This window comes from Haloarcula sp. CBA1129 (assembly GCF_008729015.1).
Lineage (GTDB): Archaea > Halobacteriota > Halobacteria > Halobacteriales > Haloarculaceae > Haloarcula.
Genome location: NZ_RKSM01000001.1, coordinates 857,929 through 883,984 on the forward strand (window position 1 = coordinate 857,929; position 26,056 = coordinate 883,984).

General features: G+C 56.3%; 24 protein-coding genes and 1 CRISPR repeat array. Of the genes, 19 read left to right on the top strand and 5 right to left on the bottom strand.

Annotated elements, in window-relative coordinates; translation table 11 throughout:
- Genes cas7b through cas2 form a run of 6 tightly spaced genes read left to right on the top strand, consistent with a single transcriptional unit; the run spans position 1 to position 6,321 of the window.
- Positions 1-1,083: a type I-B CRISPR-associated protein Cas7/Csh2 gene (cas7b, locus tag Har1129_RS04230; protein WP_151099558.1), complete on the top strand. Its 1,083-nt coding sequence runs from the start codon at positions 1-3 to the stop codon at positions 1,081-1,083.
- A 2-nt stretch (positions 1,084-1,085) separates the two neighbouring features.
- On the top strand, positions 1,086-1,883 hold the full coding sequence (cas5b, locus tag Har1129_RS04235) for a type I-B CRISPR-associated protein Cas5b (protein ID WP_151099559.1): 798 nt from the start codon (positions 1,086-1,088) through the stop codon (positions 1,881-1,883).
- Positions 1,883-4,516 carry a CRISPR-associated endonuclease Cas3'' gene (locus tag Har1129_RS04240; RefSeq protein WP_151099560.1) on the top strand — a complete coding sequence of 878 codons (2,634 nt, stop codon included), beginning with the start codon at positions 1,883-1,885 and terminating at the stop codon, positions 4,514-4,516. The genes cas5b and Har1129_RS04240 overlap by 1 nt, the downstream gene beginning before the upstream one ends.
- On the top strand, positions 4,513-5,061 hold the full coding sequence (locus Har1129_RS04245; RefSeq protein ID WP_151099561.1) for a CRISPR-associated protein Cas4: 549 nt from the start codon (positions 4,513-4,515) through the stop codon (positions 5,059-5,061). The genes Har1129_RS04240 and Har1129_RS04245 overlap by 4 nt, the downstream gene beginning before the upstream one ends.
- Before the next feature lie 2 nt (positions 5,062-5,063).
- Positions 5,064-6,059: a type I-B CRISPR-associated endonuclease Cas1b gene (gene cas1b / locus Har1129_RS04250; protein ID WP_121304976.1), complete on the top strand. Its 996-nt coding sequence runs from the start codon at positions 5,064-5,066 to the stop codon at positions 6,057-6,059.
- Between the two features lies 1 nt (position 6,060).
- Positions 6,061-6,321 carry a CRISPR-associated endonuclease Cas2 gene (gene cas2, locus Har1129_RS04255; RefSeq protein ID WP_121511326.1) on the top strand — a complete coding sequence of 87 codons (261 nt, stop codon included), beginning with the start codon at positions 6,061-6,063 and terminating at the stop codon, positions 6,319-6,321.
- A gap of 105 nt (positions 6,322-6,426) precedes the next feature.
- Positions 6,427-10,845: direct repeats of the CRISPR family, unit length 30 nt; unit sequence GTTTCAGACGAACCCTCGTGGGGTTGAAGC.
- A 481-nt stretch (positions 10,846-11,326) separates the two neighbouring features.
- Here cas2 and Har1129_RS04260 read toward each other — a convergent pair.
- The gene (locus Har1129_RS04260; RefSeq protein WP_151102080.1) at positions 11,327-12,583 is read right to left on the bottom strand and encodes a Cdc6/Cdc18 family protein; all 1,257 of its coding nucleotides are present in this window, start codon (positions 12,581-12,583) and stop codon (positions 11,327-11,329) included.
- Between the two features lie 761 nt (positions 12,584-13,344).
- Between Har1129_RS04260 and Har1129_RS04265 the strand changes: the two genes are divergently transcribed.
- A complete protein-coding gene (locus Har1129_RS04265; RefSeq protein WP_151099562.1) occupies positions 13,345-14,385 on the top strand; it encodes a hypothetical protein in 1,041 nt (346 codons plus the stop codon).
- An 89-nt stretch (positions 14,386-14,474) separates the two neighbouring features.
- Here the strand turns inward: Har1129_RS04265 and Har1129_RS04270 are convergent, their stop codons facing one another.
- Positions 14,475-14,753: a hypothetical protein gene (locus Har1129_RS04270; RefSeq protein ID WP_151099563.1), complete on the bottom strand. Its 279-nt coding sequence runs from the start codon at positions 14,751-14,753 to the stop codon at positions 14,475-14,477.
- A 230-nt stretch (positions 14,754-14,983) separates the two neighbouring features.
- On the opposite strand from Har1129_RS04270, the gene Har1129_RS04275 reads away from it, so the two are divergent.
- Positions 14,984-15,181, top strand: coding sequence for a hypothetical protein (locus Har1129_RS04275; protein ID WP_151099564.1), 198 nt, complete (start codon positions 14,984-14,986; stop codon positions 15,179-15,181).
- On the opposite strand, the gene Har1129_RS04280 is transcribed toward Har1129_RS04275, so the two are convergent.
- Complete coding sequence (locus Har1129_RS04280) at positions 15,137-16,426, bottom strand: RNA-guided endonuclease TnpB family protein (RefSeq protein WP_151099565.1); 1,290 nt, start codon at positions 16,424-16,426, stop codon at positions 15,137-15,139. The genes Har1129_RS04275 and Har1129_RS04280 overlap by 45 nt on opposite strands.
- Before the next feature lie 58 nt (positions 16,427-16,484).
- Here Har1129_RS04280 and Har1129_RS20410 point away from each other — a divergent pair, with 58 nt between their 5' ends.
- The 5 genes from Har1129_RS20410 (at position 16,485) to Har1129_RS04300 (ending at position 19,262) form a co-directional block, all read left to right on the top strand.
- Positions 16,485-16,625, top strand: a complete 141-nt coding sequence (locus tag Har1129_RS20410) for a hypothetical protein (RefSeq protein ID WP_191906256.1) — start codon at positions 16,485-16,487, stop codon at positions 16,623-16,625.
- Positions 16,626-16,743: 118 nt separating this feature from the next.
- Positions 16,744-16,947, top strand: a complete 204-nt coding sequence (locus tag Har1129_RS04285; protein WP_225307736.1) for a hypothetical protein — start codon at positions 16,744-16,746, stop codon at positions 16,945-16,947.
- A gap of 118 nt (positions 16,948-17,065) precedes the next feature.
- Positions 17,066-17,329: a hypothetical protein gene (locus Har1129_RS04290; protein ID WP_151099566.1), complete on the top strand. Its 264-nt coding sequence runs from the start codon at positions 17,066-17,068 to the stop codon at positions 17,327-17,329.
- A gap of 150 nt (positions 17,330-17,479) precedes the next feature.
- Positions 17,480-18,439 (top strand): ArdC-like ssDNA-binding domain-containing protein, encoded by a 960-nt coding sequence (locus Har1129_RS04295; protein WP_151099567.1) that lies wholly within the window; start codon positions 17,480-17,482, stop codon positions 18,437-18,439.
- A 70-nt stretch (positions 18,440-18,509) separates the two neighbouring features.
- A complete protein-coding gene (locus tag Har1129_RS04300; protein ID WP_191906255.1) occupies positions 18,510-19,262 on the top strand; it encodes a hypothetical protein in 753 nt (250 codons plus the stop codon).
- Here Har1129_RS04300 and Har1129_RS04305 read toward each other — a convergent pair.
- Positions 19,227-20,114: an HNH endonuclease gene (locus Har1129_RS04305; RefSeq protein WP_151099568.1), complete on the bottom strand. Its 888-nt coding sequence runs from the start codon at positions 20,112-20,114 to the stop codon at positions 19,227-19,229. The genes Har1129_RS04300 and Har1129_RS04305 overlap by 36 nt on opposite strands.
- A 101-nt stretch (positions 20,115-20,215) precedes the next feature.
- Here Har1129_RS04305 and Har1129_RS04310 point away from each other — a divergent pair, with 101 nt between their 5' ends.
- From Har1129_RS04310 to Har1129_RS04335, 6 genes are read left to right on the top strand one after another with little or no spacing between them, the layout of a single operon-like run.
- Positions 20,216-21,157 carry a DUF6610 family protein gene (locus tag Har1129_RS04310; RefSeq protein WP_151099569.1) on the top strand — a complete coding sequence of 314 codons (942 nt, stop codon included), beginning with the start codon at positions 20,216-20,218 and terminating at the stop codon, positions 21,155-21,157.
- Between the two features lie 54 nt (positions 21,158-21,211).
- Positions 21,212-22,045 (top strand): DUF6884 domain-containing protein, encoded by an 834-nt coding sequence (locus Har1129_RS04315; protein ID WP_151099570.1) that lies wholly within the window; start codon positions 21,212-21,214, stop codon positions 22,043-22,045.
- A gap of 44 nt (positions 22,046-22,089) precedes the next feature.
- Complete coding sequence (locus Har1129_RS04320; RefSeq protein ID WP_151099571.1) at positions 22,090-22,770, top strand: hypothetical protein; 681 nt, start codon at positions 22,090-22,092, stop codon at positions 22,768-22,770.
- A 35-nt stretch (positions 22,771-22,805) separates the two neighbouring features.
- On the top strand, positions 22,806-23,270 hold the full coding sequence (locus Har1129_RS04325) for a hypothetical protein (RefSeq protein ID WP_151099572.1): 465 nt from the start codon (positions 22,806-22,808) through the stop codon (positions 23,268-23,270).
- A 37-nt stretch (positions 23,271-23,307) separates the two neighbouring features.
- The gene (locus Har1129_RS04330; RefSeq protein ID WP_151099573.1) at positions 23,308-24,072 is read left to right on the top strand and encodes a hypothetical protein; all 765 of its coding nucleotides are present in this window, start codon (positions 23,308-23,310) and stop codon (positions 24,070-24,072) included.
- The gene (locus Har1129_RS04335) at positions 24,060-24,599 is read left to right on the top strand and encodes a hypothetical protein (RefSeq protein WP_151099574.1); all 540 of its coding nucleotides are present in this window, start codon (positions 24,060-24,062) and stop codon (positions 24,597-24,599) included. The genes Har1129_RS04330 and Har1129_RS04335 overlap by 13 nt, the downstream gene beginning before the upstream one ends.
- 122 nt (positions 24,600-24,721) lie before the next feature.
- Here the strand turns inward: Har1129_RS04335 and Har1129_RS04340 are convergent, their stop codons facing one another.
- Complete coding sequence (locus Har1129_RS04340; protein WP_151099575.1) at positions 24,722-25,915, bottom strand: hypothetical protein; 1,194 nt, start codon at positions 25,913-25,915, stop codon at positions 24,722-24,724.
- Between the last annotated feature and the right edge of the window lie 141 nt (positions 25,916-26,056).

Sequence of the window (26,056 nt, forward strand, 5' to 3'; positions counted from 1 at the left end):
ATGTCCGATACACCTGATACTGTGACGAACCGTTCAGAAATCGTCTTCCTGTACGACGCCGTCGATGCCAACCCGAACGGCAACCCGCTGTCCGGTGCTAACCGGCCGCGAATCGATCCACAAACCCAACAGGCAATCGTCACCGACGTTCGACTGAAGCGATATCTCCGCGACCAACTTGATGACGACGGGCACGGTGTCTACATCCGAAACGTGCACGAAGACGGTGACCAATACACGCGCGGTGAGCTCCTCGAAGATCGACTCAAAGCTGTCGAGCCCGACAACTACGATCTCGATGACGACGAGGAAGCCGACGAGTTCCGCGACGATGTGTTCGGCGAATTCCTGAACGAAAGCGTCGACGTGCGGTACTTTGGCGCGACGATGTCAGTGGATACTGACGAGGTGTATGCCAAACACCTACCCGATCACTTCACTGGCCCTGTCCAGTTTTCACCCGGCAAATCGATGCACGCCGTCAACGAAAACGAAGAGTACGATAGCCTGACGAGCGTGATCGCCACACAGGAGAACAAACAGCAGGGAGGATTCGATCTCGACGACCATCGGATTCAGTACGGGCTGATCCGGTTCCACGGGCTCGTTGACGAACACGGTGCGGCGGACACAAAACTCACCGAAACGGATGTCGAACGGCTTGACACGCTCTGTTGGCGCGCGATCAAGAACCAAACTATCAGTCGGAGCAAAGTCGGGCAGGAACCGCGGCTCTACTGCCGTGTTGAGTACGCTGACGAGAGTTTCCACCTCGGCGGTCTCGACCGAGATCTCGAACTCGACGACGAGCATTCGAAGCCCGATGAGGAGCTCCGAACGGTTCGTGACCTCACGCTTGACGTGACAGGGCTTGTGGACCGACTCGATGGGGCGAGTGACAGAATCGACCAAGTTCGGGTTGTTGCTAGCGACGTGTTGCAACTCACCTACGATGGCGAACTTGGTGGGCCAGCGGTACTTCACGACGCCCTCGAAGACGCACTCGGAGCGGATGCTGTCGAAAAAATCGATGTTTACGAGGAACAGACTGCGACACTCCCGAATGACGAGACCACGGCGTAACGATGTCCCAACAATCGCTGGACGGATGGACGGCTGACGAGGGCAGTGACCAGCCTGACCACTGTCTCTCGTTTACCGTTCGTGGCCCGTGGGGACACTTCCGACGGATCGAGGGCAATATCGTCAAACAGACCTATCGAATTATCCCCCGAACGACCGTTGCTGGGCTCCTCGCAGCCGTTCTTGGAATCGAACGCGATGGCTATTACGACCTGTTCGCACCCGATACCTCGGCAGTCGCCATTGAGCCTGTTCGTAAGATTCGAACGGTCAACATGCCGATGAATACACTCTCGACTGCTGCTGGAAACTTACAGTCACTCAATGGTCGCGGGAAAATCAGTGTAAAATTACCTGATCCGACGACCCTCCGACAGCAGCACAACTACGAGGTACTGGTCAACCCGGCCTACCGTATCGATGTCGCACTTGCGGACGATCAGTGGTATACCGAATTGCGTGAAACGCTGTCCGCAGGAGAATCCCACTACGTGCCAAGTCTCGGTCTCTCAGAGTACCTCGCGGATATCGAGTATCACGGAGAGTTCGATATTGAGGATGGCCCTCGGAACGATACTATCGAGGTCGATTCAGCCGTACCAAATGCGGTCGACGATATCGTTCTTGATCCAGGAACACGCTGCCAGATCGAAGAATCTCCGGCATTTATGCAAGCTGATTCGGGTGGTCGGACGACCACGGGCTTTACGAACTACGCCTACAGCCCGGACGCCGAGTCTCTTGAAGTTTCAAACGCGTCAGCTGCCAGTGTCGACGGTCGAACCGTGGTGTTCGTCTGATGCCCGTTCGGTACTCCCATCCACCCGAAGACGGCTATGAGGGAGTCCATCTCCGTGAGCATCTGGATGATGTTGCCCGACGGGTCAACGAAATCGTTCCCGACCGGGCGACGACCCCTGGAGGCGAGTCACTACAGGGGGTCGTTGAGACGCTTGCTTATGTTCACGACTTCGGGAAAGCGACGACGTTCTTTCAGGAATACCTTCGACACGACACTGAGCCAGAGTACAAGCCGTGTCGGTACCATGCTCCAATCGGCTCGTTCGCAGCGTATTATGCCCTCGATGCACAAGGGTTTGAAACTGAGACCTGTCTGGCCGGCTTTGTCGCGGTTGCCAAACACCACGGTCGGCTTCCGGATGTGACTCAGTACATCTACGACCGTGCGTACAACTCAGAGAACTCGACGAGTGGAGCCCAGACCAACGCTGAACAGCAACAGGCAGCAATCGCCATGCAGCTGAACGACATCGAGGAACACGCCCCCGAGCTTGCGGCCGATCTATTCGAGGAGGCAACTGATAGCGATGGGTCGTGGGATGGATTTCGGCATTCGTACAAAGAGCTTCTTGATGAGATTGTCGCTGCTGTTGCCACGGAAAGTGGGACGACAATCAATCGTGAGTCGTTATCAGAGTCCTGTTACGGCCTTATCCTCGAAATCTGGGGCTCGCTTGTGCTTGCAGATAAGACGAGTGCAGCAAGCCGGAGTGTGGATGTTGGCTCGGGTTCCACCTACGAAGCAGAAGCGCCGTCGATGCAGGTATTGGACGAGTACGTCAATGATCTCGAAGCGGCCTCACCTGCTGATCCGGACGGCTCCAGAACGGAGCGACTGAACCACTATCGATCACGGGCGCGGTCAGCTGTCATAGAGAACGCGGAGAAATTTGCTGAGGAGGGCGGCGGCGTAGCAACGCTCACGCTGCCAACTGGTATGGGCAAAACGCTCTCCGGGCTGTCGGCCGCACAGACGATTCGTGACGAACTCGGTGGCGAGCGTGTTGTCTACGCGTTGCCGTTTACCAGTATCATCGATCAGGTCGTCGATGAAATCGAAGAAATCTACGAGACCGATACACTCGGTCGGCTACTGACAGCTCATCACCATCTTTCGGATATCAAAATCGTCGATGAAGACGACGTAGACGCTGACAAGGCAGACAAGAACGATGACGTGGCCGGGATGCTCGCCGAAAGTTGGCGTGCAGGACTCACCGTGACGACGTTCGTGCAGTTGTTCGAAAGCCTTGCTGGCCCAGCTAACAAGCAGTCGATGAAGCTTCCCGCACTCCGTGACAGCGTTGTGATCCTCGATGAGCCACAGAGCTTACCACTTGATTGGTGGAAGCTTGTACCCCGCCTCGTTACAATTCTGACCGAGCAGTACAACGCGACAGTTATCGCTATGACCGCCACTCAGCCACAGTTGTTCGATGAGGCGAGCGAGCGAGTAGAGGACGTGACCGAACTGGTCGATGATCCGGATGTTTACTTCGAGGCGACTGAACGTGTCCAATACGAACTTGATGCGTCGGCCGAACGATATATCGAAACTCAATCGGAGCCGAAAGCATACGCCGACGCAGGAGACGAACTGCTCAGGGCGGTCGATGCTGGAGCATCAACGCTTGCGGTCTGCAACACAATCGACAGTGCACGCGCCCTCTTTGATGAGCTTACTGGTTCCCGACGTTCGCTTCTGAGTGTTGGAGATATCTATGACGACGCACTCGATGCTGTCGACACCACAGCGGACATCGATCCGGAGGCACTCGCTACTCGCATCAAAAACCGAAGCGACGCATCGTTACTCCATCTCTCGACACGACTTCGTCCGCTAGATAGACTCAAACTCATCGAAACTGCGAAAGAACTCACTGACGACGAACACGGTCTCATCACGGTCTCGACACAACTTATTGAGGCCGGTGTGGATATCAGCTTCGACCGCGTTTACCGTGATCTGGCACCAATCGACAGTATCGTCCAAGCGGCCGGTCGCTGTAATCGGTCGTTTGAACGAGAACAAGGGCGGGTAGTCATCTGGTGGCTTGATGTTCCGGACGAACAAGAAAAAACGCCCGCAGAAGCAGTCTATAATCGCGGAGCGACACTGCTTCCGGTTGCAGCCGAAACACTTGATTCTGTCCGTGAAGCTGATACACCGCTTTCCGAGACAGCTGTTGCCCGAACGGCGGTCACGGAATATTATCGGCGATTACACACCGATAAGAACGTCGGTAAACAGGAATACGTCGAGTATGTCGACGATTTACGTGGTGATGAACTGAGCGAACTATCATTGATCGATCAGCGCAACGCAGTGGACATCATTATTTGTCGAACCGATACCGAACGGAAGAAGGTAGAGAAAGTACGCAAGGCATGGAAGCAGTACAAGTTTGACCGCGTTCGTCGGCTGATGGATGAACTCAAAGAGCTGCGTGTGTCGATCCCGATTTACCACGGTGAGTCGGAGAAGAAAGGAAAACTCGGACAGCTGAATCAGGTTCACTCGGATACGGATGTACTGTGTCTCGATGTTCGCGAACACGGATTGAGCCAGTATTTTGACCAGAATACTGGATTCGTTATTCCGGACAGCACCGCGGAGAGGCGAATCATATGACCGATACTGATCCAGTCGACCGCCTACTGGCAACCGCCCGCGGCGAGCCGGTTGACGAGCCGTTCCGCGTCACGGGCGTCATGATGCAGTACTACCATGTCTGCAAGCGCGAACTCTGGTTTGAGAGCCGGGACCTCGAAATCGACCGCGAGAATCCGACCGTCGTTCGCGGCACTCGCGTCGACGACACGGCCTACAGCGACAAACGGGAGAACCTCAACCTCGGAATGATCTCACTCGATCTGTTGGACGACGGTCGGGTCGTCGAGGTAAAACCCTCCTCGACGTTGACCGAGCCGGCTGAAATGCAACTGTCGTACTACCTCTGGTATCTCGACCGTGTGGCCGACATCGAGCGGGATGGCGTCTTGGCCCATCCCCGAGAGCGAAGTCGGGAACCAGTGGAACTCACCGATGAGCGGGCCGAAGAAGTCGAAATGGCGATTCGTGGAATTCACAATATCGTCAGCCAATCCTCGCCGCCGCCAGCGGAGGAAAAACCGTTCTGTGACTCGTGTGCGTATCACGACTTTTGTTGGTGTTAACAATGGATCGGAACTACCACGTCTTTTCTGACGGTCGACTCGAACGTAGCGACGACACGCTTAGACTCGTTCCCGAGGATGGGGACGATAAAAAGTACATACCAATCGAGAACGCCGAGGCGTTCTTCCTGCACGGCCAGATCGACTTCAACACTCGATTGATGTCGTTCCTCAACGACCGAACAGTCGCACTCCACGTTTTCGGCTGGGAGGATTACTACTCGGGGTCGGTGATGCCGAAACGCGGACAAACCTCTGGGAAGACCGTCGTTAATCAGGTCCGGGCCTACGAAGACAGTCAGCACAGACGCCAACTCGCCGCGGCGATTGTGCGGGGCAGCATCCACAATATGCGGACGAACGCGGTCTACTACAACGGCCGCGATCACGATCTCGACGACGTAATTGAGGATCTGGAAGCTGCGGCCGCACGCGTTGATGAGGAGCTGCCGGTTGATGAGTTACTGGGAACTGAGGCCACCGCGAAAAAAGCGTACTACCGGAGCTTCAATGAAATCCTCCCGAGGGAGTTCCAGCTGACTCAGCGTGAGTACAACCCACCGCCCAACGAGATTAACAGCCTCATTTCCTTCGGCAATTCGCTGGTCTATGCGAACTGCGTCTCAGCGATTCGTGCTACGGCACTCGATCCGACGATCAGCTACCTACACGAACCGGGCGAACGGCGGTACTCGCTGTCGCTTGATCTCGCTGATCTATTCAAACCCGTTCTTGCCGACCGTGTTCTGTTCCGGCTGGTAAACCGAAACCAGATTTCGGAAACCGATTTCGAGACGGAACTCGGCTCGTGCCTGTTGAACGAATCCGGACGGAAGACGTATACAAAGGAGTTCGAAGAGACACTTGAGCGGACTGTCGAACACCCGGCGCTGAATCGGAAGGTTAGCTACCAGTATCTAATGCGGCTCGAAGCTTACAAGCTTAAGAAACACCTACTCACCGGCGAAGAATACGACCCGTTCCAACGGTGGTGGTAGAATGTATGTAGTAATGGTCTATGACTTGGAAGCTGACCGAACACAGAAAGCCCTCAAAATCGGTCGGCGGTATCTGACTCACGTACAGAACTCAGTCCTTGAGGGTGAGATTTCTGAGGGCGATCTCTCTAAGCTCAAAAACGAGATTGATGATCTGCTGAAACCAGGTGAATCAACAATCATCTACGAGCTGTCTTCTGATACACTGCTCAATCGGACAGTCTACGGCGACGACCCAACTGAGGATCAGCGGTTTCTATAGCCGATTTCCGTCGACCCCCCTGGGGAAAGCACCCTATTGATGGTCGACGGAAGGTCTTTACTGTGACCCGCCGTTAGCAGCCCTATGGCCCGTATATCGGGCATGGTTTCAGACGAACCCTCGTGGGGTTGAAGCAGTGACGGCGGGGTGGTCGAGACGCGCACTATCGCGTTTCAGACGAACCCTCGTGGGGTTGAAGCGAGTAGCGCTCGTGGATCGGGCAAGCAGGGGTGTTTCAGACGAACCCTCGTGGGGTTGAAGCTGGCGAATCGTCAAGGACGAAGACATGGCGCTGCAAGGTTTCAGACGAACCCTCGTGGGGTTGAAGCTGGCTGGATTTCGCTCGAACCGGGAGAAGAGTTCGGGTTTCAGACGAACCCTCGTGGGGTTGAAGCCTGGTTCTCGACAGCGTCGCCGGCGTCGACGACCGTTTCAGACGAACCCTCGTGGGGTTGAAGCCATCTTCGTGGCGTCCATGTCGATGGAATCCGTGTTGTTTCAGACGAACCCTCGTGGGGTTGAAGCACGTCACGCGAGAGTTGGACGATTTCGGTCGGCACCCGTTTCAGACGAACCCTCGTGGGGTTGAAGCGACGAGTCGATATCGAGCAACTCCTCGGCTTTTTCGAGTTTCAGACGAACCCTCGTGGGGTTGAAGCCTATGATAGCGAGATGTTACGACGCGAAGCGACCGAGTTTCAGACGAACCCTCGTGGGGTTGAAGCCTGCACCGAATCCAGGAAGATCCTTGCTCGTGAAGTGTTTCAGACGAACCCTCGTGGGGTTGAAGCACTGGTGACGACGGTGAAGAGGTGACGTACAACCCGGTTTCAGACGAACCCTCGTGGGGTTGAAGCGTCAGGATCGTCGACGTCAGGATGAGGCACGACTTGTTTCAGACGAACCCTCGTGGGGTTGAAGCCTGTTTATCGTTTGCATAGTGATGGTTGCGTTATACGTTTCAGACGAACCCTCGTGGGGTTGAAGCCGCATCGCCGGCACGGAACCCAACGAGAACGAAATCGTTTCAGACGAACCCTCGTGGGGTTGAAGCAACGGAGCAATCAAGGGCGTCCGCCGTCCAAATGTTTCAGACGAACCCTCGTGGGGTTGAAGCTTGACGGGAACGAACTTGACGAGTCCGCCCTGCTCGTTTCAGACGAACCCTCGTGGGGTTGAAGCATCAACAATGTCGTCGGCGTCAATTTTGAACGATGGTTTCAGACGAACCCTCGTGGGGTTGAAGCACGCGAGTAGCCAGTGACGCGCCCACCGTCTCCGCGCGTTTCAGACGAACCCTCGTGGGGTTGAAGCAGGATGCCAGAGTAACTCGCGTCTGTCGAGCCGTGTTTCAGACGAACCCTCGTGGGGTTGAAGCGCCCGTTCCGTCGCGTTTGGTCGCTCCGCATACGTTGTTTCAGACGAACCCTCGTGGGGTTGAAGCCGTAGCCCAATCCACGCCAAAGTCATTACTCATGTGTTTCAGACGAACCCTCGTGGGGTTGAAGCATTGCGGGAGTCGGCGTCGTCCCGGTCTGAATCATCGGTTTCAGACGAACCCTCGTGGGGTTGAAGCGGACACTGGACAGTCTCGACAGCCCCCTGTATCTCGCGTTTCAGACGAACCCTCGTGGGGTTGAAGCAGGGCACGCCGACGGTCAACCGGAAGGGCTACGCCGGTTTCAGACGAACCCTCGTGGGGTTGAAGCTCCCAACGCGATGTTCTTACTTTTGGATATGTTGGTTTCAGACGAACCCTCGTGGGGTTGAAGCTAACTCGTGTGAGTTGTATAGAAAATTCCCAGCGAGTTTCAGACGAACCCTCGTGGGGTTGAAGCCCCGAACGAATCAGGGACGGGAATCTCGCTGGTAGAGTTTCAGACGAACCCTCGTGGGGTTGAAGCCTCTACCTTCGTCGCTAGCTTACTCTGTCGAGAGAGTTTCAGACGAACCCTCGTGGGGTTGAAGCGCGCGCGCCCTCTCGCGCCGCTGGCGTCAGCTCCGTGTTTCAGACGAACCCTCGTGGGGTTGAAGCCTCTTCGAGAACCTCAGCCACTTCTACCGATAGAGTTTCAGACGAACCCTCGTGGGGTTGAAGCACTTCCTTCGGGAGTTCGTGGTGGGGCCACGCCTCGTTTCAGACGAACCCTCGTGGGGTTGAAGCCATTATGATCTGTCCGAGAAGGTCGGGGAGTCCGTGTTTCAGACGAACCCTCGTGGGGTTGAAGCCCACAGCAGGCACAGGTTTCGACGTTCGTCATAGAAGTTTCAGACGAACCCTCGTGGGGTTGAAGCACGCATCTTCAGCTGACGAACTCGGCTCCGCAGTCTGGTTTCAGACGAACCCTCGTGGGGTTGAAGCGGCCCGCGTGGGAAGGGCGACATCCTGAAGTACCTGTTTCAGACGAACCCTCGTGGGGTTGAAGCCAGCGTCGACTCATCTGTCGGGATATGTGGGTTCTCGGTTTCAGACGAACCCTCGTGGGGTTGAAGCAGGAATCAGGTCGCCGGGCTCAGGGAGTGAGGCGTTTCAGACGAACCCTCGTGGGGTTGAAGCAGGAATCAGGTCGCCGGGCTCAGGGAGTGAGGCGTTTCAGACGAACCCTCGTGGGGTTGAAGCCGCTTTAGCTGATTCGCCGCGTCGGTCGCGCCGGTTTCAGACGAACCCTCGTGGGGTTGAAGCGCTTCCTTAACGGCTTCGTGGACCATCTCGGCCACGGTTTCAGACGAACCCTCGTGGGGTTGAAGCTGGGCATTGACCCCGGGGTTTTGGTCGTCAATCCGGTTTCAGACGAACCCTCGTGGGGTTGAAGCGCTGATACTCCGGCCGCTGTCACTGGATGCCATCGGTTTCAGACGAACCCTCGTGGGGTTGAAGCCGCAATCGGGCCGTCCCTCGCGTGGATCGGGCCGGACGTTTCAGACGAACCCTCGTGGGGTTGAAGCGTGCCGCCGTCGTCGTCGGCTACCTGAATGTCCATCGTTTCAGACGAACCCTCGTGGGGTTGAAGCGGTGAGGTAGTCCACTCCGTCGAACAACTCGCCGCGTTTCAGACGAACCCTCGTGGGGTTGAAGCCACTGCCCACGCCCGCCGAGTTGTTCGACCCGAATAGTTTCAGACGAACCCTCGTGGGGTTGAAGCCATCCACTCCAGATTGTACTGTTGCACGTCCTCGGCAGTTTCAGACGAACCCTCGTGGGGTTGAAGCGACGACAACGCACAGCTTCGATTCGACAAACTACTCGTTTCAGACGAACCCTCGTGGGGTTGAAGCGCTGTATCGAGATAAGGGAGCGGACTTTCTCGAGTTTCAGACGAACCCTCGTGGGGTTGAAGCCAGTTCGTCGATAACCGAGAGATCAGATAGGTCCACGTTTCAGACGAACCCTCGTGGGGTTGAAGCTCCGTCAATATCGTAGACGAAAGTGGTTGAGGTGGTTTCAGACGAACCCTCGTGGGGTTGAAGCAGGTTCAATCCCCCCGCCCCGTGTATAGGTCATACGGGTTTCAGACGAACCCTCGTGGGGTTGAAGCATCGGCGCAGCCGTGCTGTTCGCCTACTACCAGCCGTTTCAGACGAACCCTCGTGGGGTTGAAGCGCCGGCCTGCTCGGTCAGCGACGAGATCACCACGGGTTTCAGACGAACCCTCGTGGGGTTGAAGCGCAGATCAGGTGATCGCGCACGCTGATCTGTCGAAGGTTTCAGACGAACCCTCGTGGGGTTGAAGCGAGTCCGTCGACGCGCTCCGGCGGGCCGATCAGGACGTTTCAGACGAACCCTCGTGGGGTTGAAGCCCCGCCCGTACAGCAGACCACAGATTTTCCCTGCCGGGGTTTCAGACGAACCCTCGTGGGGTTGAAGCTCCCCACGTAGCGGAGCCGTGAAGGTTGATTTCGCGTTTCAGACGAACCCTCGTGGGGTTGAAGCGAACAGTATTTCGACCGCGTCTGATGTTGTTGATGGTTTCAGACGAACCCTCGTGGGGTTGAAGCGGCTGCCGTCGACGGCGTCGCGGTAGGTGAGCGACCGTTTCAGACGAACCCTCGTGGGGTTGAAGCGGACGACGGGAAAAAGGACCCGACAGTCACCCTCGTTTCAGACGAACCCTCGTGGGGTTGAAGCGCCCAGTACAGTGAGACGTGCCCCGGCGTATACTCGCGTTTCAGACGAACCCTCGTGGGGTTGAAGCATACCTCATACTACGCCGCCATAACCTTTGAACCTCGTTTCAGACGAACCCTCGTGGGGTTGAAGCACGCGCTTTCGAGAGCGGCTCGCGGACAGATCGGACGTTTCAGACGAACCCTCGTGGGGTTGAAGCACCATGACGTTCACCTTCGAGGCCGCCGACGGCAGTAGTTTCAGACGAACCCTCGTGGGGTTGAAGCCAACTGCTGGATTTGGTACTGTCGTACAGAGTCCTCGTTTCAGACGAACCCTCGTGGGGTTGAAGAGCCCATACTGCTTTGAGTTTCGCGGCTATCTGAGTGGTTTCAGACGAATCCTCTACATCCCAAATCTTTCCGAACAGAAAGGTAGTGCTTTCTACGGACCCGTCAAAAGATGGTCAGTTTATGTGTGCGCTGACGCCGCAGGAAGTCTGCTAGGACTCAGTATCTACGCCTGTGTAGTAATATTGAGTGCAGTTTACAGCAGAGGGCGGCGGGGGGAAAGAGGGGATGTACGGGGATGGAGCGCGCGAGAGGACATGTCAGAGGGCACCCAGTTGGCTCCATCCCTAAGCGGGGATCGGGCGTGGGCGATGGTAGGCGGGCATGTCGGATACTTTTCGGGGACCGCCTCCGACTGGCGGCTATCTATGTCTACTGGCTGACCTGTACTAAAACCCCGCAGCGAGTTTCTGACTCAGAAACTTTGCTTCCAATTGATTCTGTCAAGGACAACGAACCAGCCGGTTTTCGTCTATCCAGACCCTCCACCGTTTCCGGAGCTTTCAGCGACGGAAGTTAGCTCAAGTTCTCTTTGGAATTACAGACTAGATTAGTAGTCGGAGAGGCCCGATTGAAGCAGGTTGTTATCGTCAGCCGTCGATTCGATGATATTCGCGAGTTCTTCGAAGCGAGTCGTTGAGAGGAGAACCTCAAGTACGGCTTGCAGCGGCACGTCAAGCTCATACTCGTGATACCGGCCAGCCGAGAGTCCCTCGTTCCGTTCATAGACGCTGATGAGCCCAAGCATATTCATATCCGAAAGATGGTCACGAACACGGCGTTCGCTCACGCTGTCGGTGTCGAGCCGGTCGCAAATCTTCACGTATCGCTCGTAAAGATTCCGAGAGCGGACAGGAACACTATCCAGTGCTTGGTAGTACGCGAGCGCACAGAGGACGGCATGTCCCTGTGTCGTGAGTTCCTGCATTCCCTCGTAGAGTTGATTCTTTTCCAGTTCGTCCTGAGCGTCTCGGACATGATCTTCGGTTACAGTGTCAGAATCAGCAGCTTGCGCGAGTTCGCCGGCTTCACGGAGCAGCCGGATTGCTTGTCGGGCCGATCCCGTGTCCTGCGCAGCAAAAGCTGCACAGAGCGGGACAGCGTCTTCTGATAAAACATCATTATAGAACGCTTTCTCGGCGCGCGGGTTCAGAATTGAGCGCAGTTGGTTCGCATCGTACGGCGGAAACAGAATCTCCTTTTCAGCGAGCGTGTCCTTGACCTTTGGTGAAAGATTGTCCCGGAACTGAAAGTCGTTGCTGATACCAACGATTACTGGACGGACATCGTTGACGTATCCATTCGATCGTGCCCGGGGAAGCCCGTAGAGGATGTCGTCAGAGTGTCCGATGTTATCAATTTCGTCCAAGACGATCACGACGGTCCCACCAAGCGCGTCGAGCTCTTCATACAGAATATCAAAGACCCGCTGCTGAGAGTAGCCGGTGGTACTGATTCGATCTTTGTTCTGTCCTCCACGTAGTTCATTGACAAGGGCAACAGCGACTTGGTAGGACGAGGATAAATTCTCGCAGCTGACCCAGACAGTCGAGAGCATGACGTCGTCATACTCAGCAGCGTCTTGCTCTAGATGCGACAACATAAATTTCGTCGCGACGGTCTTCCCTGTCCCCGTCTTGCCATACAGAAAAATGTTCGACGTCGGTCGGTTATCGATGATTGGTTGGAGGGCTCGCTGATATTTCTTGAGTTCCTTGTCCCGTTCGCGGATATCCTCGGGCTCATAAGAGTCGTCAAGAGGTTCCGCATCAGCGAACACCTGACGATCTCGTTGGAACATCCCCATGGTAGTCTGACATACAGCACAATATAATAAAGCCACCGCTTCCTTAGCTTCCGGAGCGTCCGGAGCTCGCCTATTTAAAAAGGATTGGCACACCACCAATTCCGGAGCTCCAGTTCTTTATATAACACACTCACTCCACCGTTTCCTAAGCTATGTCTAAAGCACCTAGTCTCCACCCAGCAATACTACTATATAAAGCAAAAGAACTAATACATATACTACGAAACAGTAACCGCAATACTACTAAAATAATCTTCTAGAACAGAGTATATTTAACACGATAGAAAAGAGATTGTGGAGTAACTGGAACTTCCGGCAATCTATACCGTTTCCCCTGTATCCCTCCATCCTTCTTTCGTGGATAGCTTCGGAAACAGTGGAGTGAGGGTTCCGATGATTATCCGGTCGAAAAAGCTCCGGAAATGGTGGAGTGTTCGTGGTACCTTACACTGTCTGTGTCAATGATATTTTCCGACCGTGTTCTCAACTTTGAGTTGTTTCCTCCTCTGAGTAGATGCTAAGACCCGTCATGTCAGCGACTCTCTGAGCAGTGGATAACTCCGGAGTAATCAAAGTAGATCAGTGTAATACAGATTAGCTCCGGAAACGGTGGAGGGGGTGATGGAGGTCCACCCCTTCCGTTGTTACTAAAACTGCGATAATCTCCCGATACTGGCGACTTTGGCGACGGTTGCTTCGGAAACGACGGAGGGACGTTTCCAGATTCAATAGAATTTTGTGTTCCTCTGGCGGGTGAGAGGATGACTGACCTCACACTCGGTACGTTCGGAGACGGAGATAGCGCCGACAACGACCACACTCCCGGCGCGGTGAGCATCGCTCGATGTGCGACGACGTGTCGCGCGCCCGATCGCGACGGAGCCAGTTGGGGGTCCCCAGACGTGGACTGGGGCCTCACAACGCAGCGGCCAGTGTCGACGATCAACACGTCGGCTAGTCGAGCACACAAGCAGCAAACTCGGTGGGTTGTCGACGGCGACGTCGGAGAGTACGTCGCAGAGTGCGGAAATGGCGACCTCATACAAATTCCAGCCACGTACGGCGATTTCGACTCAATCGACACACGAGTCACGTTCGTCGACGGACTTGCAGACAGCTACGGGTACGGGATCGACGCCCAAGCACTCGAAAAGGCACTTCGAGTCCTCACCGGCGGTGGGCGGTACACGGCGTCGAAATACTCAGCGATCCTGTGTGGGAAACAGCCGTGGATTCTGACGGGGCCGGAAGGCACACTCCTGTGCAGCTGTATGCCTGTCGAGCGGCCGGAATCTCCGCCCACACAGAAGCTTCGGACGCCGGAAACGACCCTGCAAATCGAGGAGCAGAACCAAGCAGTCCTCACCGGGGCCGCCGAATTTGCACACCTCCTGTCGGATTCGCTCGGTGTCAGTATCGAGACGATGGACTATCACTCAACAACTCGGGACGAGGCTCGCCACTCGTTCGTCGCAGAGGAAAACAAGTTCACGATCAAAGCCAGCGACTTGGCACAGTTGCACGGGTTGACCACTGATCCGTCTGTGATCCAAGCGACAGTCTGCCGTGGAGTCCAACCCCCCAACGGTGGCGACCCAGTCTCAGTCCAGTGGGACGGCCCCGAGCATCCAGTCGGATATCTCGATGAGGGAGACGTGGTCGCTGGCTACGAGTTTGCGTGGGAGCAGCCCGACGAGTCATTAGAGGATGTTGCCGTTGTTCGCGAGTATCGAATCACGCAGAACCACTCGCGGTGGACAGTCGACTACCGGACCCATCGACTCACGTCGGTAGTCCCTTAACTGGTTGTTGTGAGTACGGTGAACACATTCATGACGGCAGTGTCAGTACAGGCTGAGTGGGTATCGGAATTGAGCTTTCTGAGTGTGGTTCAAATCTGATAGCGATTATATCCTCCTTCATGTATGTAATGCATCGCACCAACCCAAGTGTTCCATTTTTCTTTCAAACTGGGGTTGTCCTCTCCCTCACGCACCTCCAACCTCGAAATCAAATAGTCAACATCCACGGACTGATCTTCAAGATCTTCAGAAAGGCTCCCCGATTCTAACAGATGCGCCATTTCATTAGCGACTGCTCGGCGATTTGAATCGTTAGCAGTTGGTTCTCTTTTTTTCAACTTTCGCAGAGCTTCCTCCTTGTATCCCATCATAAAGCGACAGAACCTCACAAAATAAAGTTTCTCCGTGGATGGAACCGGTCCTCAGTAAGCACACCTACACAGCAGCTGTTCCACCCTTCCTGATGGATACAGAAACGTATTCACAGCAGCTGTTCCACCCTTCCTGATGGATACAGAAACGTATTCACAGCAGGTGTGACATCGACGTCGCCAACGGTAGATTTTGTGGCCCCTCCGGGAAGTGGAGGGTAATCGAGATGTCACAGTCACCAGCGAGCAGCAGTACCGAGACAGCAACCACAGACGCCGAAACGGGCGTGTCAGAGAGAGCGGATGCCGAGAAACCAGCGGACGTGGATACTACGGATCTCCTGACGCTTGACGCCCCACAGTATCTCCAGGTGACTTCCTCACCCGCCGTGAACGGCGGGGCTTCCTACAAGGTCGGTAGCTGATTCTGAGGTTTCGGAACCATACGCCGAAAGGGTCGTCTGTCGGGGTTTCCGACTCGCCTCTCGATGTCCCGTGGTGCAGTCACAAGCACTCCCGTCCCGTGGCAAGTCATCGTCTGCCGGTTTCCAAGACAGACTCTCTCCCCACGGGTCTAAGCGGCTGGCTATGTTCGCCGCCGCGTTCAGATCGGCCTGATACTCCGTCACCCAACACTCGTCGTTTGTGCATCGAAACTCCGCCTGCGAGCCACGAGAACCGATGTGGCCGCACGCATGGCACGTTTGCGACGTGTGGTGGGAGTGGACGTATTCGACGGGGATACCAGCGTCTCGCGCTTTATTCTCTATACGGCCCTGCAATCGGGCGAAGGCCCATGCGTGAAGTCGCCGGTTCATGAATTTGCCGTAGTCCAGCGACTCACGGATGTACGTCAAGTCCTCAAGGACGATTACGGCGTCCTCGAAGCCACGGGCGTACTCGACGGCCCGCCGAGACGCCTTCTCGACAATATCAGTGAGCGCGTTCTGGTAGTGGTTGAATCGCTCGTCAATCCGCCACTCGGCGGCGTCTCGCTCTTGCAGTCGCTTGAGCGTCGTGTGCATCTCTTTCCGCAGGTGGCGAGCGCGGCCCCCGTCCACAAAGATCGGGTCAGTCGGTCCATCCTGCTCGAAGGCACAGCCCGCGAGTAGCATGGACTCGCCAATATCGAAGCCGACCGGCGTTGGGTCGTCCGGTGTCTTCAGCTCCGGTATCTCGTACTCGACGGTGACGTGTAGCTGCCACGATGTGCGGTGCTGGTGAAGTCGAAACTCCCCCACCGAAACGTCGCCGTCGAGAAGGTCCGTCCACAGGTCACGCTGATCGGGGTTGATACGCAGAGGTATCCAGAACGACGTGCCACGTCCAGCCTGCGGAACCTCCCAGCAAAATTCGTGGGTGCGCTCTGGTGAGTGGTCGAGCGCCCACCCTCGGTTGGTGAACCGTATCGGGTGGTCGTCGTCCAACTCCGAAGCGTTGTACGTGTCCCGCAGTTTCGGAACGTAGCTCTTGAGCGCGTCTTTCGCGTATGACGTGAGGTTGTACGGCGTGACCACATCGTTGACCGCCGTTTGCGTATCACAACCGCTCTCAAAGGCATCTTCGAGGGCGCGGCGATATGTCGCCACCGTCCGGTGAAGCCGTCGCTCTTTGTGCGCCGTAGGTGGCGCGAGCGTGGCTTCAAGCGTCTTGGTGGCGGTCCCCGTCATTGGACAACAGGTACTTATACCGTAACACACAAAAAACCCACGAACAATACACAGAAGTATGGGAACAGAGATTCGATTCGAGATAGACGACCGCGAGCAATTCGAGGCATTGAGGGACTTGAAAGACCGGCGTGGGTACACTTGGAAAGGGCTGATGTTGGAAGGCGCGAAGGCACTCGACACCGACGACGAGTTATGAACGTGGGACAGACAGGTAGCCGACGAGCGTGTGAGCGAACAGCTACTTGAACGCGATTCCTTCCCGCCGTGAACGGCGGGATTTCCTCGCTACAGCAAAGATGACCTACCGCCGAGCGATGAGTGACCTCATCGCCTTCGATCCTGCGGACGCCGAGGTAAAACTGGATTCATCGCTGGTCAAATCGGCCCACGCTGGCCTTCCAGACGGAACAAATCGGGTGTTGCGCGTCGGAGACGAAGTGCCGCTCGTGCTGAAATCGGAGTTCCCCGACGCTGATGGAGCGATGCAGTTCGTTATTGCACCGAAGCTCCCGAACTGACTCGGCTCCCCATTGTTTTGCGGAAACGGTGGTGTCTTAACCAACACCGACTGCCATACTTCTGTTCTGTTGGTTAACTCCGATTTTGTGTCCCCCAGTCGAGTGAGGGATTCCCTCTATGGACCCGACCGAAACAGTTCCAGACTACGAGCGTTTCGAGCGTGAACAGATCGCACAGGACCGCGACCGACAGCGTCCCGATACTGTCGAGATCGACGAGCCACGTGGCCGCGACGTAGTCACTCGTCTGCTTGCGGAGGGCGTGGTTGAGCCGATTCCAGAGCAAGAAGTCTTGCAGCACATCCCGTCCGGCAAGTGCTTCGACTCGGACTTGGCGCTGGTGTACTTCCACAAGGGCTGGGAGGCTGGAAGCGAGGAGTAGCCAACTCGCAGGCTAACCAACACACTGGCTCATATCCCACTCAGTGTTGGTTAGCGGCACGATTCCTTCTCACTGAGCTACAGCGTCGATTTTCTGTCCCCCAGTGGCAGTGCGGGGGCGTGCCCGAGAGTACGTCCCGGAAACAGACCAATGTCAACGCTACAGTCAGACACTCCAGAGCAGTCCAGTCAGCAGACCACTTGCACCTTCGACGATTCGGACTCCCGGGACGACGAGATACGCGAGCAGCTTGACTCGTGGGTCGAGGATCTTGTCGACCTCACGAATGAGGCACAGGCCAGCGAGCAGTTCCAGCAGTGGCTTGACGTGCAGTCGAAGTTCCACGACTACAGCGCTCGGAACACCCTACTCATCAAGCTCCAGTGTCCCGAAGCAACCCGCGTTGCGGGCTACAATACGTGGCAAGACGAGTTCGACCGGTACGTCCAGCAAGGGGAGGACGCGATCTGGATCTGGGCTCCGATCATCACGAAGAAGTGCCCCGGGTGCGGCAACTCGCCATCGTATCACGAGAACACGGACTGTGAGTACGACGAGACAGATCCCGAGCAGTGGCGTCGAGGGCTAGTCGGATTCCGGCCAACGTCGGTGTTCGATGTTTCCCAGACCGAAGGCGAGCCGCTTCCCGAACTGGAGACGGAAGCTCACGGCGACCCTGATGGACTCGTTGAAGACCTGTTGGATGCAACCGACGAGATCGGCGTCGACGCACGAATCGTCGCTCCAGCGGAGTGGGAACATGGGTCTGCTCGGGGCGTCTGCCAGCGTCGGAGCGTGATGACCACGAATCCAATGGTCGAAGCGGTCGACCGAGACAATCGGGCCGCTCTTGTGAGTACACTCATCCACGAGTTCGCCCACGCTGCTCTTCACTTCGATGTCGACGACGAGACGGAGCGGTCGAAGCGAGAGGTCGAAGCCGAGGCGGTCGCTTATGTCGTAAGTCGCCATTTCGAGTTGGACCCGGAGAACTCGGCGTTCTACTTGGCGGCGTGGGACGGTGACGCACCGGAGACGTTGCAGGACCGGCTAAACCGTATCTCATCGACTGCGGCGGAGCTGATCGACGCCGTCGAAGGTGAGAGCTGAGAGGGGCTGTGTCTTTTCGGACGGGCTTGAGAGGAGTGTTTTGTGACTCCCCTGCTGGGCGAGGGAGAATATGCGTTCAACAGCAACGTCTGGGAGCAGTCCTGTCGGACAGTTCTTGAGTGTGCTGGCAGATTTGCGTGACCAGATTGGAGGGCCGTACTACCTCGGAGATGTCACTGGTCGGTTGGATTGGCCTGACCGAGGGGTGTACTTCTTTTTCTCGCCAGCAAGCGACCTTCGCGCAACGACAGCGGTCGATTGGCGGCTCTCCCGGATCGGCACCGTCGGCGTCAGTGAAGGTTCGTCGAACACACTCTGGAGCCGGCTCAGGCAGCACCGGGGCAACGTTCGGGGCAAGTACGCCGGCGGCGGGAACCACCGAGGCTCAATCTTCCGCTTGCATATCGGACGGGCTCTAATCGAGAAGCACGGCTGGCACGACGAGTATCCCCATTGGGGCGAGCAGAATCCCGACGCCGAGACGACCGCTGTTCGCGAGCAGGAACACGAACTCGAACAGCGTGTCTCGGAGTACATCCGGGATCTGCCGTTTCTCTGGGTGGACGTTCCGGGCAAGCCCGGACCCGAGTGTGACCGTGCCGAGATTGAGTCACATACCATCGCGATGGTTTCGAGGGATCGTCGATCTGCAGGGCCGTCGGACCTCGACTGGCTAGGATATCACTCGCCGAAGTCTGAAGTGTACCAGTCGGGCCTGTGGAACGTCCGGCACGTCTCTGACTCGTTCGACCCGTCGGTCGTGGACCAGTTGTCAGCGTATATCCCGTCAACGGAAGCGCTGGACCACCAGTCGCGGATCTGAGAGCACGTTCCGCAGGGAGGACTCAGTACGCTCGACTACGACCCCGTAGGCAATCCCGACTAGTGGCGCAACCACCGGAATCCACGCCAGTACTGACATGAACGGCTCCGCCGAGAATGCCTGCCAGATTCCAGCGTACATCAAAACAACGCAGACAGATGCAACGGCTGTCGACAGCCGCCAGCGGACTCCAGCCACAAGCCCGGCCAGTGGGAGGCCGTAGAACGCTACGTCACCCACGGGCGAGGGGAAAGGAATGGCGACGGCAATCGCACAAAGATATCCCAGAAACATCGCTGTGCCTCCAACAAATCCGATGGCTAACTGTCGCCATCCAGCACGCTCATCGGTGTCGTCCTGGTCGGACTGCTCGTCGCTTTCCTGTGTCGTCGTGTTGACTGGAAGAGGACTCGTCGACCGTGTCTGGACGTAGTTGACCTCTAGACGCGAGACATCACGAGACTGCCCGCTGTCCTCAGTTTTCTCTCCTTCGACTTCCTCGGTGATCGGAACGTCACTCTGCAACGCAAGCACTCTGTGGGTGTCCTCTTCGGGACTGTCTGCTGGCTCTTGTCTGGCTGACTCCGGCAGGTTCAGTCGCCCCGTCTGCTTCACGTCGATTTCGCAGAACGCACACACTGTCAGGAGGTTCGTTGTTTTGTTCGTTCCACCGTCCTCAGCAGGGATTCGTCGCAAGACCTCCAAGTCTTCCGGTCGGTACTGAGTTTCACAGTTGGCGCAGGTGTTGTTATCCAACTGCTTCCGGAAGACAATCCGGTACGCCCAGTCTGGGGGGTAGTCGCCCTCGTAGTTCTCAGGGTCGTCGTATTGCGATTCGATGCCTTCATTCATCTTGATAGACACTTCTTCCCGTCTCCGTATTTAAGCCGGGGGGGTAGTTTTTTGCCGCGCCTGCCAGCTGGGCGCGCCGGTCGGTGCGCTCGGTATTCTCCATGTCTTCAGAAGCGCGACACTCCTGGTCAGCGACGGCTATCGGCGATGCACAGCAGGCTGAGTATATCGGGTTCCTCCATCGCGAGCCGTTCGTAATTGATGCTTACTCGCTTGGATTCACCGTCGGCGTTCGCGAGGATTACTCGTATCAATCCAAACTGCGGAACGTCGACGTCCCGATTGAGATTCTAGACAACGACTTCCGGAACCCAGACTTGGACCGGTATATCGGGCGCTTCGAGCAGTACGAGCCATCGGTCGGGATGCTCGGCGACGCATACAACCAGCAGGAAGCGCGACGGTACAACCAAGCCGCACGGGAACTGAAACGGAAGTTTCCGGGGACGGAGGTGATTATCGTCCCGAAGTGCCACGAGGCAATCGAGGAAATCGACGAGGACATTGTACTCGGCTACCCGATGGGCTACTCCGACCAGACTGCAGAGGAATACACGGACATCGTGGACTGGCGAGGACGGCGCGTGCATTTGCTGGGGGCAAGTCCGACGAAGCAGTATCCGGTAATCGAGGAGTTGACCCAACCACGGGTCACTGGGGAGAAACCAGCCGATATCGTCGGCGTGGACTGGAACGGAGTCCATCTGGCGGCGCTGCACGGCGAGTACTTTTCACCACACGGGTACGGGAGTGCGGACCACCTATCCATCCGGGAGACGGTTCAAGTGAGCTTGCGACACATCAGATCATACTGGAAATCGCGGGGGGTATGGCCGGCTACAGAGACAGATCGGAATCCGTTAACAGCGGAACCGATGGACCCAGTCTGGGCCGCTGATGGCACGAGAGCGACCGTAGACGGTCTCGAAGATGCGATCGTCGTTGAGTACGAGAACGGACAGACACTCGCGTATCGGAACCAACACGAGCGAGACAGAATCGAATACCGGGCAGGACTCACTCCCACCGAGGGGCACACGTAGGAGGGGGTGTACGCTCTAGATGTTTTGTGACTCCCAGTGGGGTGAGGGAGACAGATGACTACTGCACAGACTGAGCGGACTCGTGGCCGCTTCGTACTTATCGGGTGCGGCGATGCGAAAACCGACCAGCCAGTTGCGGCTCGCGACCTCTACACCTCGTCGTATTTCTCGGTCAAGCGATCGTATGCCGAGGCAGCTGTCCAATGGGCTCGAACTGCTGGTCGGCGGGCGAACTCATGGGGCATTCTCTCTGCGGAGCACGGGATCTTGATGCCCCGGCAGACGGTTGCTCCGTACGACACGACCATTGAGGACCTGCGCGGTGAACCTATCGAGGGCGAGTCACACTATCGGCTCCCGTCGGGGAAGCGGGCTGAGAGCCGACTAGATCGCTGGGCACTTCGCGTCCACTCGGCGCTGGCTGATTGGCTCCGCCGGCCCTACGCCGCCGATCAGCAGGACTCTCCGTGTCGAGAACTGGTCGTTCTGGCCGGCAGCGACTACGTCGACGCATTGCGTGAGCGGGGGATTTTCGATGGACGGCCAACTGCGATTCGGACTGGCCGGGAGACACACACTGCCCTCCCGCCAAGGGCGACCGTCCGGTTCCCGTTCCAGGAGCGCGACTTCGACGGGATGTTCGACCAGATGGACTGGCTCTCGGACCGTACCGAGGAACTTGAAGCAGCCGCCAAGCCTGCTCGTCGAACAGAACTCACAGCCTTCGACGGCGGCTTCGAGCGCGAGTCTGCTACGTGGCAAACTGACCATAGCGGCGTCGACGTTGAGGGGACCGAGCAAGCAGGGCTGGATGCGTTCGAAAGCGTACCCGAGCGGTTCCTTGCCACGAGGCAGACGAGTCTTGGAGCCGACGGCGGGGGAGAATAGCCTCGCGAAGTGAGTGATTTTCTGTTCCTCTGGCAGGTGAGAGGATGACAACAACTGATCCGACTCAGGACCGAGATGAACAGCTAGACCAGCAAGCCGGGTTCGAGTTCAGCAAGCCCGATCAAGAACACGAGATCGAGGCGTCATACTCGTGGGGGTATGTCGACACCATCTACATGGACGACGACGGCGAACTCGTCCGCTCACAGGATACCGACGGTTACTACCGCAACGACGAATCGTTCGAGTGCTCTTGTGGAGAGACATTCGGTTGCGAGGCAGAGGCAGAAGCACATCTTCGAGACAAAGCCTTCCAAGGCCCGCCGGTGCCGGTTGCCGGACACCCGGAGAAATTGCGTTGGGAAAACGAGGCGGAGACTGGATTCGACGAGCGTGTCGAATACATTCCAGATGTAGCGAACACGGCCGGCAAAGTTGTTGAGGGAGCTGACTTCTTGATCGCAACGGCACGAGCAACCCTGACGCCGCCAGCCGATCACGAGTTCGACGACTGGGAGCCACTGCAATCTGGCCGCCTGTCGAACCATTGTGGCGATCCGCTGTTCTCGGCACGGCTCCTGTCGAAGGCCATCGCGACGCTCTCGACGGGGCATCAGTACGTCCCAGACCGGTACACGCTGTATTTCCGCGGGCACACAGCACTGTATTTGGAGGGGCCGAGTGGCGGTATCATCATCGCTGAGCGGCTGCCAAGCCTCGACTGACGCAGCAGTTTTTTGTTCCTCCAGCGGGCGAGAGGATGACAGAGCAAACATCCGAAACCAGCTATGCATCGCCTGCAAGCAGCGCCGTATCGACGGTCGACGAGCAACTGACTCCGGTCGTCAAGCCCCCTTCGCCGTTTGTCTGGACGGACGACGTGGTGCCTGCATTCGACGGTGCCGTGACCGTTCGCCCGGAATCTGCCCGGTATCCAATCGCTGCAACGGTTGTCGACGGCGCTGAGTATCTTGTCGCAACGGCCAGAGAGACGTTCACTCCGCCAGCTGGCTACCGGTTCCAGTCTTGGAACGAACTCCAGTCTGGCCGCCTTGCACTCCGGTCGGGCGAGCCACAGTTCCCGCCAGCGGATGTGAGCCGTGCAATCGCAACGCTTGCTAAGCGGCCCACGTACCAGCCCGAACGGTTCACACTCTTCTACCGGGGCTCAGAACCGCTTTACATTGAGGGGCCAGATGCCGGCATCGTCATCATCCCGTGGTGACTCTGGGTAGTTTTCTGTTCCTCTGGTGGGTGAGAGGATGACCCACTCAGCATCGACACGACCGCAGTCGTTCCAGCATCGTTCGCCAACAGACATAGGAGAGTGTTCCTGTCCGATCCACGCTGACAGTGATCCGTTCACGGCACCGCTTGGGGTTCGATTCGCTGACCACGTCGCTGTTGAGCCAATCGACAGAGAAACCGCGTCCGGCGTGTACGAGGCTCATCACTCCTACATGGGCTCGCTCCCGTCGGTCAATCTCGCCCACCACGGGTTGTACTTTCAGGATTCGCTGGTCGGCGCGATCACGTATCGCTACCCACTGATCTCGAAGAAGCGAATCCGGTACGGCGTCGACGGCCAGCTCTGTCCCGAACCAGTCGAAATCGACGATCTTCCAGAAGCCATCCGAGGCACTGCCCGGCGAGTCCTCCCGTCGACGGACACGCCAGTTGTCGACAGTGAGGTCGTCGCCGGCGACACAATCGTCGAGGCCGCACGGATTTGTCTCGGCGTCCGGATGCCAAACCTCGCTTCAGCGGCGTTGGCTCGCTCACAGGAGCGATTCTTAGCGGGCGACGACCGCGACACTCGATTTCTCCTAACGTGGGTTCGCTCGGATTACGACGGAGCGATGGTTCGAGCGCTGAAAGACAAGGGCTGGACCTGTACCGGCTATCGTGAGCCGGGGCAGGCAAGCAACCGCGAAGACAAGCCCATCCGGGAGCGGTACAAGTGGCGATTTCTCTGTCCTGTCGAGACTGCTCGCGAGCAGTCAACACTTGCACGGTGGTCCCGGTGACCGATATCCAGCCCGACGCAACGGCTGACCGGTGTCGGTTCTGCGGGGACAGGACAGCCGACATTTACGGCGAGGCACGCAGCTACGTCCGGTGGCCCGACGAGGTCGACCGAGAGGACGGTCTGTTCCAGTTCACGATCTGCGAGCAGTGTGCGCTCCAGAGACGTTCCAACGTCGAGCAGGCGGCTTCGATCTTCCACGAGGCAGATCGAGACTATCTCCTTACGTGCGATGTCTGTGGGGCTGTTGGCTGTCAGTCTGCAAGCACTCGTCGTCCAGCAGCGGATACGTACCGGATTGCGAGTATTGTCACCTGGTCGGTGACGATCAACGGCTTCGACGGAGCAACACGCTCTTGCGTTGATTGCAGTCCTATTATGACGCTTGACTGTGTGAAACGTCCGGACCGGACATACGACGATGAAGCGTCCCGTCTCGTCGAGCCCCCATTTGAGTCAGTTGCGAAGACAGCGGACAACGCTCCAACTGACAGTGAACAAGTTGAGATCGGCGGCTGGGTCGGCTAGTTGGCTGCGGATTTGTGCCAGATGAATTTGCTTACCCGCTAGGTGAGCAATACATTGCATATAGCTAGCATAAGTTGAGAATAGACCTGCAAACCTGTTTAGAAAGCATCGAAGAAGAGAATCTAGTCGAACATTTCGGGGTCGGCTTCCTCAACGATTCGAGAAACAAAATCGTTTGAGCGGAGGTACTGGACGGTTAAAATCTCAGAGACAGTGACATAGGAAAATATGATAGCTGGTACGACATCTTGGACATACCGATATTCGGAAACGAATTCTTGAAACCCGTATTCGGCTATTTGATAGCGTCCCTTATCTCTTCCACTGAATATCGATATAACTCCGTTCTCGTGGTCAATTTCGTAGCTCAAGTGGAATGCCCCATTTCGTAGATCCGGATCAACAATGCCGGCTAACTCGGAGTGTCCACTCTTATCTAAAAATTTTAGCACATCGGCAATCTCGCTGAGTTCTTCAACTGGGGCATCTTCAAGACTGACTGCTAAATCACGTAACGGCTCACCAGCAAGCTCGTAGTAGCGCGCGTATTGATCCAAGAGATTCGGAATGGCGGTCGCCGAATCCAGCCGTCCGTCTCCGTCTACCTCAATATCTCTCATAAGTTCCTCATGTCGCTGCTTTATATCGAGTAGCTTGTTCATCAGAAATTCAATATCCGCGATACAAGTATCATTGTAGTCTTGGTATCCTTCTAATGGAGATTCTGTAAAATATCTGTCTTGGAGGATGTCACCAGCTAGATCGAGGTACTTCACAAACCGTTCTTGATTGTGAGATTGCTTTTGTTTATATTTCTTGATTTCAGCGTCTACTTGCCGCATATGTAGCATCCGCAAGGCTATCACTTCATGATAGTTCTCCACAATAATCTTTAGATCAGAGTGGCCCATTTCCCCTTCAAGCGAGGCTTGCAGTGCGGCTTCAAGCCCAATGCTATCAGGTATATCTGTCTCCCCTGATTGAGCTCTTTCAAATGCTTTCTCCTGTCTGTCTTCATTCGGAGGGTCAATAAAATACTCTAATAGTTCATAATAACCTTGAGGATCCCCAGCAGGTGTGGCGGAAATGTCAAGGATGCCCTCATCACGTTCTGCAAACCCCCCCTTCAGATCGAAGATTGACATAATAAAATCTGCTGAGCTACCAGTCACCTCTATCTCGGTATCGCCAGCATCAAAGACCACTCTTCCCCAATCTTCCTCTTCATTGGAGAGATTAGCTTCAATCTTGAGGATGCCGTATCGATCCTCATGATAGTGCTTTTTTAGCTTTTTGTACTCTTCTGAGTGTCCCATTTCTCAATCATATTTTTATAATTGACTTAGATGTTTCTTTCCCAGTTATTAGAGATCGACTTCACATGTCCAGTCAGGCTAATATAGAATATATTTCATCCATCGCAAATATAAGCTCTATATTGAGCGAATCACTGTAGC